The sequence below is a fragment of the Mucilaginibacter sp. UR6-11 genome (genome assembly GCF_020880695.1).
Lineage (GTDB): Bacteria > Bacteroidota > Bacteroidia > Sphingobacteriales > Sphingobacteriaceae > Mucilaginibacter.
Genome location: NZ_JAJIWO010000010.1, coordinates 17,134 through 32,456, shown reverse-complemented (window position 1 = coordinate 32,456; position 15,323 = coordinate 17,134). Strand labels below are relative to the sequence as shown.

At 41.6% G+C, this 15,323-nt stretch carries 13 protein-coding genes; 4 read left to right on the top strand and 9 right to left on the bottom strand.

Translation table 11 applies throughout. The features are described 5' to 3' along the window. The first annotated feature begins 73 nt into the window (after positions 1–73). Positions 74–1,024, top strand: a complete 951-nt coding sequence (locus LJ658_RS18575; protein WP_230548050.1) for an MlaD family protein — start codon at positions 74–76, stop codon at positions 1,022–1,024. 56 nt (positions 1,025–1,080) lie between these two features. Here LJ658_RS18575 and LJ658_RS18570 read toward each other — a convergent pair whose 3' ends face one another. The 4 genes from LJ658_RS18570 to LJ658_RS18555 form a co-directional block, all read right to left on the bottom strand. Beyond that, positions 1,081–1,992 carry a ribonuclease Z gene (locus LJ658_RS18570; protein ID WP_230548049.1) on the bottom strand — a complete coding sequence of 304 codons (912 nt, stop codon included), beginning with the start codon at positions 1,990–1,992 and terminating at the stop codon, positions 1,081–1,083. A gap of 21 nt (positions 1,993–2,013) precedes the next feature. Beyond that, complete coding sequence (locus LJ658_RS18565) at positions 2,014–2,391, bottom strand: STAS domain-containing protein (RefSeq protein ID WP_230548048.1); 378 nt, start codon at positions 2,389–2,391, stop codon at positions 2,014–2,016. 53 nt (positions 2,392–2,444) lie between these two features. Next, positions 2,445–3,389: a phosphoribosylaminoimidazolesuccinocarboxamide synthase gene (locus tag LJ658_RS18560; protein ID WP_230548047.1), complete on the bottom strand. Its 945-nt coding sequence runs from the start codon at positions 3,387–3,389 to the stop codon at positions 2,445–2,447. 78 nt (positions 3,390–3,467) lie between these two features. After that, positions 3,468–4,427 carry a PhoH family protein gene (locus LJ658_RS18555; RefSeq protein ID WP_230548046.1) on the bottom strand — a complete coding sequence of 320 codons (960 nt, stop codon included), beginning with the start codon at positions 4,425–4,427 and terminating at the stop codon, positions 3,468–3,470. A gap of 103 nt (positions 4,428–4,530) precedes the next feature. Here LJ658_RS18555 and LJ658_RS18550 point away from each other — a divergent pair, with 103 nt between their 5' ends. Genes LJ658_RS18550 through LJ658_RS18540 form a run of 3 tightly spaced genes read left to right on the top strand, consistent with a single transcriptional unit; the run spans position 4,531 to position 7,228 of the window. Continuing rightward, complete coding sequence (locus LJ658_RS18550; RefSeq protein WP_230548045.1) at positions 4,531–5,316, top strand: S-adenosyl-l-methionine hydroxide adenosyltransferase family protein; 786 nt, start codon at positions 4,531–4,533, stop codon at positions 5,314–5,316. Next, entirely contained in the window at positions 5,313–5,837 is a 525-nt protein-coding gene (locus LJ658_RS18545) for a hypothetical protein (protein ID WP_230548044.1), read from the top strand. Before LJ658_RS18550 ends, LJ658_RS18545 begins: the two co-directional genes overlap by 4 nt. Continuing rightward, positions 5,837–7,228 carry an MBL fold metallo-hydrolase gene (locus LJ658_RS18540; protein ID WP_230548043.1) on the top strand — a complete coding sequence of 464 codons (1,392 nt, stop codon included), beginning with the start codon at positions 5,837–5,839 and terminating at the stop codon, positions 7,226–7,228. The genes LJ658_RS18545 and LJ658_RS18540 overlap by 1 nt, the downstream gene beginning before the upstream one ends. 110 nt (positions 7,229–7,338) lie before the next feature. Here LJ658_RS18540 and LJ658_RS18535 read toward each other — a convergent pair whose 3' ends face one another. From LJ658_RS18535 to LJ658_RS18515, 5 genes are all read right to left on the bottom strand, one after another. Continuing rightward, the gene (locus LJ658_RS18535) at positions 7,339–8,292 is read right to left on the bottom strand and encodes a D-2-hydroxyacid dehydrogenase (protein WP_230548042.1); all 954 of its coding nucleotides are present in this window, start codon (positions 8,290–8,292) and stop codon (positions 7,339–7,341) included. Positions 8,293–8,383: 91 nt separating this feature from the next. Next, positions 8,384–9,451, bottom strand: a complete 1,068-nt coding sequence (gene serC, locus LJ658_RS18530) for a 3-phosphoserine/phosphohydroxythreonine transaminase (protein WP_230548041.1) — start codon at positions 9,449–9,451, stop codon at positions 8,384–8,386. A gap of 205 nt (positions 9,452–9,656) precedes the next feature. Further along, on the bottom strand, positions 9,657–10,328 hold the full coding sequence (rpe, locus tag LJ658_RS18525; RefSeq protein ID WP_230548040.1) for a ribulose-phosphate 3-epimerase: 672 nt from the start codon (positions 10,326–10,328) through the stop codon (positions 9,657–9,659). A gap of 80 nt (positions 10,329–10,408) precedes the next feature. Beyond that, positions 10,409–12,775, bottom strand: a complete 2,367-nt coding sequence (locus tag LJ658_RS18520) for an ABC transporter permease (protein ID WP_230548039.1) — start codon at positions 12,773–12,775, stop codon at positions 10,409–10,411. Between the two features lie 53 nt (positions 12,776–12,828). Continuing rightward, a complete protein-coding gene (locus LJ658_RS18515) occupies positions 12,829–15,252 on the bottom strand; it encodes an ABC transporter permease (RefSeq protein WP_230548038.1) in 2,424 nt (807 codons plus the stop codon). Positions 15,253–15,323 lie beyond the last annotated feature (71 nt).

Genomic DNA, 15,323 nt, shown 5'->3' with positions numbered 1-15,323 from the left:
AGTGAGAAGGTAATAAAACATCAACACGGTTGCAACCACGGCTCATCCAAAAGCCATTATCACGATTTATTATATGAAAATATCAAACGAGACCAAAATAGGCGCTTTAACCACCATCGCTATAGCCGTACTTATCCTGGGTTACAGCTTTCTGAAAGGAAATGATGTATTTGGCGGCTCCAATAAGTTTTATGCTGTTTATAAAAGTGTTGATGGGCTTACCGTATCAAAACCGATATTGGTAAACGGCTTCCAGATTGGACACGTATCGAAAATGGAACTAAAACCCGATGGGCGCACCACCGTTGAGTTTAAAATTAAAGACGAATATAATGTACCGGTTAATACATTGGCCAAGCTGGTAAGTACCGATCTTTTGGGTAGCAAAGCCATTGTATTTTTATTGGGAGACAGCAAGCAATATGCCGAAAACAAGGATACGTTAAAAGCCGATATCCAGGGTAGCCTGGCAGAAAGCCTTCAGCCTATTCAAACCAAGGCCGAAAATTTAATGACAAAATTAGATTCGTCGCTTGCGTCAATCAATAAAATAATGAATCCAAATTTTCAAAAAAATGTTGATCGCAGTTTCGCCAGTATTGCCAACTCACTACAAACCTTAGAGGGAACCACAAAAAAAATTGATGACCTTGTTGGTGCACAAAGCGGCCATATAAATGGCATCCTGACAAATGCTGAAACAGTATCCGGTAATTTAAAGGTCAGTACCGCCAACTTGAATAATGTTACCTCTAATTTTCAGCGCTTTAGCGGCGACCTGGCTAACGGAAACATTAAACAAACACTTGCTAATGCCAACAAAGCTGTCTCTGACCTGCAGAGTGTTATGGCCAATATCAACAGCAATAAAGGCTCGCTGGGCTTAATGTTAAATGACGACAAGCTTTATAAAAATCTGCAGGCCGCGTCTGATAATTTGAATTTATTGTTTTTAGACCTGAAAGCAAACCCTAAGCGTTATGTACACTTCTCTGTATTCGGCGGCGGTAATAAAAAAGATTAATATTTGTAGTCATCGGGCCATGCCGGATTTATTGCCGGCATGATATGGTTAGTCCGTTAAATAACGAACGTCTTGCCCTCAATTGCCAATGCGGTGTTGGGGAAAACACTTTGCGCTTCTTCCAGTAATTCGTCCAGGCTTTTATAACGTGCCGAGAAATGGCCGATCAACAATTTTTTTGCATGAACTTTTACAGCTATTTCGGCAGCTTGTAAGGCTGTGGTATGATGGGTTTCATTGGCCCTGTCCAGCATATTATGCAAAAAAGTAGCTTCGTGATATAACAGATCAACATTATTGATCTGATCAAAGTACGACTCGCTGTACAGGGTATCAGAACAATAAACATACGTTTTCGGGGTTTCCGAGTCAATTGTTAAGGTATCATTTTTATAGACCTTACCTTCCGGGTTGACATAATTAGCGCCTTTTTTCAGGGCGGTATAATGTTCAACCGGCACGCCTATCCGTTCCAGCTCGTCCTTAATCAGTTTGCGCAACCTTTTCTTTTCCCTGAATAAAAATCCGGTACACTCTATGCGGTGATTAAGCGGGATGGTTTCAATAGTTACATCATCATTGGTAACTATTGTTTGTGCTTTATTTGGATCAGTGGCTATAAACTCAATATCATATTGCAGTGTTGTTTCAGAATACTTAAACTGCAGATCTATGATTTCTTTTAAGTGTATGGGGCCAAATAATTTAAGCGTTTTTTTGCGGCCGTTTAAGTGTAATGAAGATAGCAAGCCTATCAGGCCAAGATAGTGATCGCCGTGTAAATGGCTGATAAAGATATGATCTATGCGGCTGGCCCTTACATCAAAGCGAAGCATTTGTTGCTGTGTACCTTCGCCACAGTCAATTAAATACAGGCGCTCATTGATATTAAGTACTTGCGAGGTAGGATTTCGATTATAAATGGGGGTTGCAGAGCTGCTGCCTAGAATTGTTACCTCAAATTTCATGTCAGGTAAACAATTTAAGTACTATCTTGCTTCTTTTTTTAATTCTTTTTCTATTTCTTCCATAAAGATAAGGTCAATGCCTTCTTCAACCGTAGGAACAATAGTTAAAACACTTTCTAACTGAGAGATGGTAACCAAGCGCGAAACGGCGTCATTTAGGCCCGTAAGAATGAAAGATCCTGTGGCGTTTTTACACAACCGATGGCCAACCAATAAACTGCTTAAACCGGAAGAGTCAGCAAATTTTATCTGCGACAGATCAAGAATAATATTTCTTTGACCTTCGGTATTAATCAATATTAACTCTGACTTTAGTTGCGGCGTGATCAACGAGTTCAATTTTGATTCATTGAGCTTCAGCAAAATATATTTCTCGTGTTTATCGACTGTGAACTTCATTTTATTATTTCAGTAATTTTAGTGCTAATATAGGTATTATTCACAAATAAAAATCACATTGATGCCAGTGCGCTTTTAATTGCCCCTTCTACCCTATCCAATACGTTTGCTCCCGCCGGCTTTACAAACCTCTCGCCGGTTATTTGCTCGTACAGTTCAATATAACGTTCTGATATTGATTCTACCTTCTCAGGGGTCATAGCCGGCACTACCTGCCCGTCCTTTCCCTGGAAGTTATTTTCAATTAACCATTTGCGCACAAACTCTTTTGACAGCTGCTTTTGCGGTTCATTAGCGGCCTGTCTTTTTTCGTAGCCTTCGCTATAAAAATAGCGCGACGAATCAGGTGTATGGATCTCGTCTATTAAAAAAATCCGGCCATCTGCTTTGCCAAACTCGTATTTGGTATCAACCAAAATCAAGCCCTGTTTGGCGGCAATTTCTGTACCGCGGGCAAACAGCGCACGGGTATATTTTTCTAATTGCTCATAATCTTCAACAGCTACAATACCCAGTTTCAGGATATCTTCGCGTGATATATCTTCGTCGTGCCCTACTGCTGCTTTGGTTGTCGGGGTGATGATGGGCTCGGGCAGTTTATCATTCTCTTTTAAACCTTCGGGCAGCATTACTCCGCAAACCTGGCGCTTGCCGGCAGCATATTCGCGCGCGGCATGGCCGGCCAAATAGCCACGGATAACCATCTCCACTTTAAACGGCTCGCAGATACGGCCTATCGTAACACTCGGGTCGGGTACGCTCAACACCCAGTTGGGCACAATATCAGCAGTAGCCTTTAAAAACTTGGCTGCTATTTGGTTTAAAACCTGTCCTTTATACGGGATTGGCTCAGGCAACACCACATCAAAGGCTGATATTCTGTCGCTCACTACCATCACCAGGTATTTATTAGCTATCGTATAAACATCCCTAACCTTACCTTTATAAAAATTGGTTTGGTTGGGAAAATTAAAATGGGTTTCTTTTAATGCGTTCATTTGTTATTAAAGATTGGAGATTGAGGATTAAAGATTGGTTGAATAGCAAACGCGCTAATCACTAATCTCTAATAACTATTACTGTATATCTCCGTAAGCTGCTAATATTTTTCTTACCAGTTTATGCCTTACAACGTCTTCGCCGCTCAGGTACACGATATCTATTCCTTTGATATCGGTTAATATGCGCAATGCAGTATGCAGGCCTGATTGTTGCTTTTTGGGCAGGTCTATCTGTGTAACATCGCCGGTAACAATAAATTTAGCCGACGGGCCCATCCGTGTTAAAAACATTTTTAACTGCATATCGGTGGCATTTTGCGCCTCATCCAATATTACAAAGCAATTATCAAGCGTACGGCCGCGCATAAATGCCAGCGGGGCAATCTCTATAGTACGGTTCTCTAAATATAATTTAAGCTTTTCTGCCGGTATCATATCATCCAGCGCGTCATACAACGGGCGCAGGTACGGGTCGATTTTTTCTTTCAAATCGCCTGGCAAAAAACCAAGGTTTTCCCCGGCTTCAACAGCGGGGCGGGTTAATATGATGCGTTTGATCTCTTTATTTTTAAGCGCCCTTACCGCTAAAGCAACAGCTGTATAGGTTTTGCCGGTGCCCGCCGGGCCTATAGCAAAAAGGATATCGCTTTGGTTTATACAATCAACCATTTTACGCTGGTTGGCGGTACGTGCCTTAACCATTACACCGTTAGGGCCAAATACAATAACCTCGCCGCTGGCAAATTTATCAGCAGTAGGGTCAGCAGCAGCCGAAGTATCCAGTTTTGAACCTAACACCCGCTCAAGGTCGGTTATGTTCAAATTCTCAAACTTCTCTATATGCTGTATCAGATGGTTAAATTTCTCCTCGAAGACTATTAACTCGCGCTCATCACCCAAAACTTTCACTTCACTGCCCCGTGCAACTATTTTCAGTTTTGGATATTGTTTTTTTATGATCTCGAAGTGATCATTGTTTGGGCCCCATAAAACAGCCGGGTTGATATTTTCAATTGATATTTTGAGCTCGTTCAATAGTAAATTTGATTATTTTGTTACCGATTTTTATGAATTAAAAATTGAATATTTGCAGCGTCTAACGCTTGTACAAGATTAGTAATAAATATTTAAAAAATTAATGGCAATAATAACTTTAACTACTGATTTGGGCGATAAAGACATCTATCAGGCCGCCCTTAAAGGAAGCATATTAAAATTGTTGCCCACCGTTAATATTGTTGACATTACCAACAGCGTAGCCGCTTACAATGTACAACAAGCTGCTTTCATTTTAAAAAATAGTTTCCATTATTTTCCGGACGATACGGTACACCTTATTGGTATTGACACGGTTTACAGCGACAATACCAAATACCTTGCCCTCCGTTATAAAAATCATTACTTTGTCGGATCTGACAATGGTATCTTCTCGCTGATGTTTGACCACGAGCCCGACGAGATAGTTGAAATAAATATTATGCAGGACTTGAAATTTCTTCATTTTCCGCTGGCTGATATTTTTGTAAAGGCTGCCTGCCATTTGGCAAGTGGCGGCAAATTAACAGAAATAGGTTTACCGGTAACCGGTATTGAAAATAAAATGAACCTGCAACCGGTAATTGAAAAAAGTTTGATTAAAGGCGCGGTGATTTATATTGACTCTTTCCAGAATGTTATTACTAATATTACAAAAGAGTTTTTTAACAAAGTGCAGCAAGGCAGGCAGTTTACACTGTACTTTAAACGCAATGAAACCATTAACCACCTGAGCTGGCATTACAGCGAAGTGCCCGAAGGCGAAAAGCTTTGCCTGTTTGGGATAAGCGACCACCTGGAAATAGCCATTAACAAAGGCAACGCCAGCGGTTTACTGGGGTTAAATTTAGGTGACAGCGTAATTATTGACTTTGATTATACCGCATGAAAAAAATAATATTGGTTTGTTTATCCTGTTTTTTATTTGCCGGTGCATTTGCCCAGGTAAATTCTGATTCGGCAGCCTACCAGCAGCAACGCACAAAAATTAACAGCATGCTTGCCATCCGCAGCCAAAAATTTGGACAGTATGATAAAAGCCTGTCTGAACATACCGGCATCTTTGGGTTTCAGACAAAAAAAGATATTCGCCGCAGTAATGATATATTGATGGATATTGTTAAAACTGATAACGAGATCTATAAACAACTAAAAATACTGCTTGAATACCGTGCATTTCAGCAAAATCAGGTACTTGATAAATCCAAAGAAATAGAAACTACCGCCTTACAGTCAAGGTATACTATTAACCGGTTACAGAACCAGTTAGAAAAGATAAAGAAAGAACAAGAAGAGAACATCAGGCTGCAGGATAAAGCATCACTTAACTTTAAGATCATTGTTTTTATACTGGTTGGAATAATTCTGTTCCTGCTTAAAAACCAGGTACGCCGCAAAGAAAAATCTTAATGAAATTAACTATACACGGTGCTGCCCGCCAGGTTACCGGCAGCATGCATTTGCTTGAAGTTGGCCTATATAAAATATTAATAGACTGCGGACTCGATTACGAAAAGGACCGCAGTATCCAATCAAACGAAGATTTCCCGTTTGATCCGGCTGATATAGACGTAGTGGTATTAACCCACGCGCATATTGATCACTCTGGCAACCTCCCTACACTGGTGCGTTTGGGCTTTAACGGACAAATACTGTCCACCCCACCCACTGCTGACCTGACGGAGTTATTGCTGCTCGACTCGGTAAACATTTTCATGAACAAAGCTCATAAGGGCCGTAAACATAACAAAGGCAAGTTTGGCACCAACGCGCAGCCATTATATCTGCAAAAGCATGTTATGGATACCATGGAAAGGTTTGTAACGATTGGTTTTAATAAGCCATTCCGGATCACCGGCGATATTGAATTAACTTTTATTCCTGTGGGTCACCTATTGGGCGCGGCAGCGGCTGTGTTTAAAATAAACGATAACGGCACCGAAAAATCAATTGCATTTACCGGTGACATCGGCCGGAAGAATTACCCGGTACTTGATGACCCGCAACCGTTGCCGCCGGTTGATTTTATTGTAACAGAATCTACCTACGGCGGCAGGATGCACAGCACGGGCAAAAGCGTTGAGGAAACTTTAGTTGAATATATAGATAAATGTTGCGTTAAAGAACAGGGACGGATGATCATTCCGGCGTTTAGTATCGGACGCACGCAATCATTGGTATACTCCTTAAACAAAATTTTTAGCAGCGGTTTGTTGCCGCCGGTTAAGGTTTTTGTGGACAGCCCAATGGCCAGCATGGCTACCGGTATCTTCCGTAAATACCATAACCTGGTAAATAAAGAAGCACAGGAGTTCTATAAGGCGCAGGGCGATGAGTTTGAGTTTGATAATTTAGAGTACATCGAGTCATTAAAGGACAGCCGCCAGATCTCCAATTATTTCGAGCCTTGTATCATTATCTCATCAGCAGGCATGCTGGAAGGTGGGCGGATCCAAGACCACCTGTTTTATAATATTCAAAATTATTATTGTACTATCCTGTTCATTGGCTATTGCGCTAAAGGTACATTGGGCCACCGGTTATTGCGTGGCGATTCGATAGTTCACATCAAGGACCGCGATCTGGCCGTATATGCCGCCATCAAACAAACAGATGTACTTAGCGCTCATGGCGACCATGCTGATCTTGTAAACAACATTAAAACGCAGGATAAGGCCAACCTTAAAGGTGTTTACCTGGTGCACGGCGAAGAAAGCAGCATGCAGTTGTTAGCGGATAGTTTGGCTAATGACGGGTACCCGGTTACTATTCCGGAAAAGGGAGTGAGTTATATCTTATAATGTGTTAAATATGCACCCTCGTAGAGACGCAATGCATTGCGTCTCTACAGCGATATAAAAAAAGCCTGTCTGATTACTCAGGCAGGCTTTCTCAATTGTTGCAATTTTAATTATTTCTTAAAGTGACCAATAATTAAACTGGCCAGTTCTACCCCTATTCGTTCCTGTGCTTCGTTAGTTGCAGCGCCGATGTGCGGAGTTAATGATATTTTAGGATGTGTTAATATTTCAAGACGCGGAGTTGGTTCGTTATCAAACACGTCTAATGCCGCGTAAGCTACCTGGCCACTGTTCAGCGCGTCAATCAGGGCTAACTCGTCGATCAATCCACCACGTGAGATATTGATCAGTTGCACGCCTTTTTTCATTTTCGCCAATTCTTCAGCACCAATTAAGGCTTTGTCGATGAATGGTGTATGCAGAGTAATGAAATCAGCAGTTTTAATGATCTCGTCTAACGTTGCTTTTTTTACAGCTACGTTAACTTTTGTACCACCGGTTCCTAAAACGATCTCAACCTCGGGGTTAAAATCAAACAGGTCATAAGCGATCACATCCATACCAATACCGATAGCGATCTTGGCAACCTCGCGGCCAATACGGCCAAAGCCCACAATACCTAAAGTTTTGCCACGCAGCTCTATACCTTTAGCATAAGCTTTTTTCAGATCGTTAAATTTGGTACCGCCTTCAACCGGCATTTTGCGGTTACTGTCATGCAGGAAACGGACACCGGTAAACAATTGCGCAATCACAAGTTCGGCAACTGATAATGATGATGACGCTGGCGTATTGTAAACGCCTACGCCTTTTTCTTTGGCGTATTCTACATCAATATTATCAACACCAACGCCACCGCGGCCAATAAGCTTAAGATTAGGGCAGGCATCAATTAACGCTTTGCGTACCTTGGTAGCACTGCGTACGGTAATAGCATCGTAATTCTGTAATTTAACAGGTAGTTCATCCTGTGGGATATTGTTGGTATCAACCTCAAATCCGGCATCCTCTAACATCTTTTTTCCGATAGGGTCTATCCCATCGTTAGCTAATATTTTGATCATTGTTTTTATTGAAGATTAAAATTGGAGATTAAAGATTAGTTATGAACGAGCGGCTAATACCAATCTTCAATAACTAATCTTCAATCTTTAACTACTTATTTTTTTCTGCAAACTCCTGCATGGCATCAATCAGTACATAAATACTGGTAATTGGCAATGCGTTATATATTGAAGCACGGAAACCGCCTACACTCCGGTGGCCCTTTATGCCAACTATACCTTTTTCGTCGCATAATTTAAGGAATGGTTTTTCCAGTTCTGGGTTTTCCATTACGAAACAAACATTCATATCCGAACGGTCTTCAACCGCGCAAACTGCTTTAAACAGTAGGTTGCGGTCGATTTCCTCGTACAATACTTTTGATTTTGCTTTGTTCTCTTTGGCAATTGCTTCAACACCGCCTTTTGATTTTAACCAGTTTAGCGTAAGCATAGAAACATAGATAGCAAATACCGGCGGCGTGTTATACATTGATCCACCTTCAATTTGTACCTGGTAGTTAAACATAGCCGGGATCTTCCGATCAACTTTGCCTAATATTTCGTCCTTAACAATTACTAAAGTAGTACCTGCGGGGCCCATATTTTTTTGTGCACCGGCGTAAATAATGCCAAAATCAGCAACATTAATTTTACGGCTGAAAATATCCGAAGACATATCGCAAACAACAGGTATCGGCGATGCCGGGAACTCATGCAGCTGTGTACCGTAGATGGTATTGTTTGATGTTAAATGCAAATAAGCCGCATCAGACGGTACGGTATAATCTTTAGGGATGTACGTAAAGTTGCTCTCTTTTGAAGAAGCGATAACATCAACCTCACCAAAAAACTTAGCTTCTTTTAAAGCTTTGTTGGCCCAAACGCCCGACTCGACATAAGCCGCTTTGCCGGTTGATGGCAGCAAGTTATAAGGCACCATTGCAAATTGTGTGCTTGCACCGCCCTGTAAAAACAATACCGAGTAACCTTCCGGAACTTCTAATAGCTCTTTAACTAATTTTACGGCTTCTGCTAAAACTGCCTCAAACTCGGCCGAACGGTGCGAGATCTCCAAAAGAGATAAACCGATACCGTTAAAATCAACAACCGCGGCTGCTGCTTGCTTTAAAACTTCATGAGGTAAGATGCCCGGACCGGCACCAAAATTATGTTTCATATGTTTAAAAATTGGTTTTTTGCGCCATATCGAATTAAGAACTTCGTATTTTGCTGGGGCAAAGGTAATTAATTTGACAAAGTTTATAGGCTTTGTTTACATTTATTTTAAAAAATGTAAATATTTAATAAAAATGCCTTTTATAGTACCCTTATTAAATAAATTTAAAATTACCCTACTAGTTGGATTACAATAGTAATAACTTTTAAGCGTGTTTAAGGGTCGAGATCATGGCCGACGGGCTGGCCGCCGAAAACACCGAGCTACCTGCAACTAACACGTTGGCCCCGGCCGAAAACAACTTCCCGGCATTGGTTTGGTCAACGCCCCCGTCCACTTCAATCAAAAGGCCCGGATTATATTTTTCGGTCAGCTTTTTAAGGTCCGCTATTTTTTTGTAGGTATTTTCTATAAAACGCTGCCCGCCAAAACCAGGATTAACAGACATAATTAAGACCAGGTCAAGATCCCCAACGATATCTTCCAACAGAGTAACCGGGCTATGCGGATTTATAGCTACCCCTGCCCTGCAGCCCAATTCTTTAATAACCTGTATGGTACGGTGTAAATTGGGGCAGGCTTCCAACTGCACAGTCATACCGGCCGCTCCGGCTTCCGCAAAACGCTTTAAATAACGGTCAGGCTCCACGATCATTAAATGAACATCAAGCGGTTTTACAGCATGTTTATAAGCAACCTCGGCTACCGGGAAACCAAATGATATGTTAGGCACAAATAATCCGTCCATAATATCAACATGGATCCAGTCGGCCTCGCTTTGGTTAAGCATTTCAATATCGCGTTGCAGGTTACCAAAATCGGCAGATAAAATTGACGGAGCTATTAAAGGGACATTGGTCATTGGGTCATTTGTCATTAGTGATTGCAAATATAGCTTATTGGTAATGCTATACAAATTAAAGCCAATGACTAATGACTTAATGCTACAACCGCCAATTATTCATTCTTTAAACTTTTCACAGGGTTACTCAACGCAGCTTTTATAGCCTGCCAGCTTACCGTTACCAAACAAACTATAATACTGATAACAATTGTTGCAACAAATACCCATAAGCCGATGCCGGTACGATAGGTATAATGGGCAAGCCATTGGTTCATATAGTACCAACTGAGTGCCGAACCTATTATAAAGGATATAAACACCAATTGAAGAAATTCTTTAGACAAGTTGAACCACAAGCTGCTGATACTGGCGCCAAGTACTTTACGAATGCTGATCTCTTTTTTGCGCTGCTCGGCCGAGAATGATGCGAGGCCAAATAATCCTAAACAAGATATGATGATGGCTAACACCGTGAACGAACCGGAAAGCGTACCCAATAACCGTTCGGTTTGAAATTTGCCATTAAAACCTTCGTCAACAAACTTATATTCGAAAGGATACTCAGGATTATATTTTTTGTAGCTGGTCTGAATGCCGGCAAGGCTTTTTGATACTGACGCTTTCGGATTAAGCCGGATACCGATGTTGCCGATCCAATATTTATTAAAACCGATAATGGCTGGCTTCACCGGCTCATAGGGCGAACCCCATACAAAATCCTTCACTATACCTACAACTGTACGTGGTGCACCCTGCCATTTTACTATCTGGCCCAAAGGATTTTTTAAACGCATCATTTTCATCGCAGCCTCATTCAACATAACCGATGTGCTATCCCCTGAGTAGGCAGTCGAAAAGTCGCGCCCCTGGATTACTTTCAAACCATAAGTAGATGTAAAATGGTATGAGGTTGCTATCTGGTCAATCACAATTTTATCTTCACCGGGTAACTGTCCCGGCCAGGTGACACCCCAGGTACTTGCGTTATTATAAGCGATAGTTCCTGAGGTTAAAGCAGCGTCGGTTGCCGCCCCGGAGTTAACGATATCATTGCGAAAGTTGTCGAATTCTTTCTGAAGATTTCCCTCCGGAGCTATTTCTATTAAACCGTTTTGCGAATAACCAACCGGACGGTTTTTGATATAATTGATCTGCTTATAGATAATAATGCTGGATATGATCAGGCAAGTGGCAAAGACAAACTGCACAACAACTAATATCTGTCGTGAATGCAGTACCGTTTTACCGGCTTTATTAGCGCCCTTTAAAACCTTTACGGGTTTAAAGGACGATAAGAACAAGGCAGGGTAACTGCCGGCCAAAACACCAGTTATCAGCGTTACCATTAAAGCGGTTACCCAAATCCAAACGTTATGGTATGGTATGACCAACGATTTATTGATGATCTGATTAAAATATGGCAGCAATGAAATCACCAGGATCGCAGCAAATAAAAACGCCAGAAATGCCGTTAATATAGATTCGCTTAAAAACTGCTGAATGATAGCTATTCTGCGCGCTCCTACTACCTTACGGATGCCTACTTCGCGCGAGCGGCGTTCAGAACGGGCGGTTGATAAATTCATGAAATTTATACAGGCAATCAACAAAATGCCAATAGCCAGCAACAGGAACAAACGTACATACTCTATGCTGCCGCCCACGTTTTTGCCATTTTTAAACTGGCTTTTTAAATGGCTGTCGGCAAATGGGTACAGAAATAGTTGAGTGCCTTTATCCCCGGCATTATACCGTGCAATGAAGTTGGTTAGTTTGCCATTGAGTTTATCTGCATTAACACCTGGTTTTAAAAGCACATAAGTCATGAAATTATTATTTCCCCAACCTGATTCCTTGATCCACGGTTCTACCGCCTCCAACTGTTTCCATGATATGAGGGCTTTAAAATGAAAGGTTGAATTTCCTGGCCAATCTTTGATCACGGCCGTTACCTTAACCAACTGCTTACTGTTCATTTTAACGGTTTGTCCTAGGGGGTCATGATTTCCAAATAGCGCCTTAGCTGCCGATTCGGTTATTATCACAGATGCCAGATCTTTAAACGCGTCGCGCCTACTGCCTTTGATGAACTGAAGCGAAAATATATCCAGGAACGATGCATCGGCTGCAGCGGTATTTATTTTTAGCGCTGTATTTTTATAGTTAAACAGTTGGTCGTACGGCGAGTTAATGCGCATTGTCTCTGCAATTTCCATATAATCCTTTTGAAGCGCAGCAGCTTCTGGCGCACCTGTTGCATCGCCGGTATAGATCTCGCCATTTGACGACTGATTGTGCATCACCTTGTATATCCTATCCTTATTTTGATGAAAATCATCATAAGAAAACTCATTGTACACATAAAGTAGCAGCATAAAGCTTACGGCCATACCAATGCCAAGGCCGCCAATATTTATGGCAGAATAAAGTTTATTTCTTTCTAAACCTCTCCAGGCTATTTTTAAATAATTTTTAAACATGACAGGATAAATTTTTATCTCTAAATTTTAACTTCAATTACCTCATAACCGACCTATTCATTCTTCAAACTGTTCACCGGGTTAGTTAGCGCCGCTTTAATGGCGCGAAAGCTTACCGTCGCGATGCTAATTATTACTGCTAACACGGCTGCCGCGGCAAATACCCACCAGCTTATGGTTGTGCGGTAAGCAAATCCCTGCAGCCAGTTATTCATAGCGTACCAGGCAATCGGGAATGCCACTATAGCCGCAATGCCTACCAGTTTCAGGAAATCGTTTGAAAGCATATTTACAATATTGATAACGCTGGCACCCAACACCTTCCGTATCCCGATCTCTTTAGTACGTTGCGCGGCCGCGTAAGTAACCAGGCCAAACAAACCCAGGCAGGCAATAAATATGGCGAAGAAAGCAAAACACATAAAGATCTTTCCGGTATTTTGTTCCGATTGATAAACGTGATTAAAATCATCATCCATAAATGAATAAGAAAAAGGTTGACCGGCCATATTAGCGTCGGCATTATGGTACAGGTTCCCGATCCGGGCAATCAGCGGTTGAAGATTTGTTGTCTTTACCCTAAATAACATTGCGCCCCTGTTAACACCCAGGCGCAAAACAAGCGGCTTGATCTTATTCCGCAGCGAGCCAAAATTAAAATCTTTTACCACGCCAATAATATTGAAGGCCATTTGATCTTTATCAGCACCCAGGTAAAGCTTTTTATCAAGTGGTTTGTTAAATCCTAATAAAGCCGCAGCGGTTTCATTTACTACGACGGCTGCCGAATCGCCGGGATTATCTTTTGAAAAATTACGACCATCGGCCATTTTCATACCAAGCGTAGGAATGTAGTCCTCATCTACTGTCCAGGTATTAATCCCCATTGACTGGCCCGGGCTTTTAGCCGCATCTTTTGCGTAAACTTCGGTTACCTCCGGAGCTTCTGTCGGCAAAAAACTAGTCATGGTGCCCGATTGCACCCCGCTTAACTTTAATACATCCTGCTTAAATGTGCCGGCATGCAGGTAAAGCGAGTAAGTGTTTTTTACCACTAAAACCTGCTGGCGGTTATACCCCAGCTTTTTATTACGGATATAGTTAAGCTGGTTATAAATTACAAGTGTGCCTATCACTAAGGTAATCACCGTGGCAAACTGGAAAATCACCAGGCTATTACGTAGCCAGCTGCCTTTAAACCCGGCAGCCAGCTTTCCCTTTAAAACCTCGGCAGGCAAAAATGCCGACATAAAGAATGCGGGGTATAGCCCGGCCAGTAAGCCTATAATTACCGTAACTGCCAGCAAGCCGGGTGCAAGCCATACCGTAGCAATAAAATCGATGGCAATTTGTTTACCGGCAAGCATATTGAAATAAGGTAATAGTAACACGGCGAATAACAAGGCTATAACAAGCGCTATAAAACTGGTAAGGGTTGATTCAATCAAAAACTGATAAATTAACGTATTCCTGTTTGACCCTAAAACCTTACGTACACCTACTTCGCGCGCGCGGCCTGCCGACCGTGCGGTAGAAAGGTTCATGAAATTTATGCAGGCAATGAGTAATATAAAAACCGCGATCACTATAAATATATAAACGTATTGGACGTTTCCTGAAGGTTCAACCTCGCTACTGGAGTTTGAGTACAAATGTATTTTTGTAAGCGGTATGGTAGCATACCGAAAGTGATCGTTTTTACCTTCAAGATCAGCTATGGAAGTATGTAAATATTCCAACAACTCGGGTTCGGCGTATTTTTTTGCAGCCTGTTTTAAATAGCCGTCCAGATCATGTTGCGTAATGCCGGGCTTTAGCATTATATAGGTTAAAAAATCAACAGCGCCCCATTGTGTACCGCGGCTTTGGGCTAAGCCTGACATTGCTTTAATTATATTAAAATGCAGGTGCGATTGGCGGGGTGTATTTTTTATCAACCCGGTAATTTTATAATCTTCGGTATTATTAAGATGCAGTGTTTTGCCTATAACATCAGTACTGTTAAAATACTTCTTGGCAACATCTTCAGATATTACCATTGAGTTTGGCTGGCTCAATGCTGTATTTGGATCGCCTGAAATAAAAGGCAGCGTAAAAACCTTAAACATATTAGCATCGCCATAGAAGGTATTATCTTCTGTAATTGTCTGGCTACCTTCCTTAACCAGCGTTTTGCCAATATATTTTAACCGGGTCGCCTGTTCAATTCCGGGATAATCCTTCATCATGACGGCCGCCATCGGCGCCGGCGACTCGCGGTCATTAAATAGGCTGCCGTTAACTTTGAAATCAGAACTTACGCGATAGATCCGGTCGGCATTAACATTATACTTATCATAACTTAATTCGTCAATTACGAACAGCGTGATCAGCAGGCAAACGGCCAGGCCTAGCGCAAGCCCCAGGATATTGATGGCAGAAAAGCTTTTGTTCTTCCAAAGATTTCTGAAGGCTATTTTGAAATAGCTTTTAAACATAACCGGTTCTATTTTTACAATTGTGAACCAAGATGATACCATCTAGTTAAATAATTGATTTATAAAGTTTT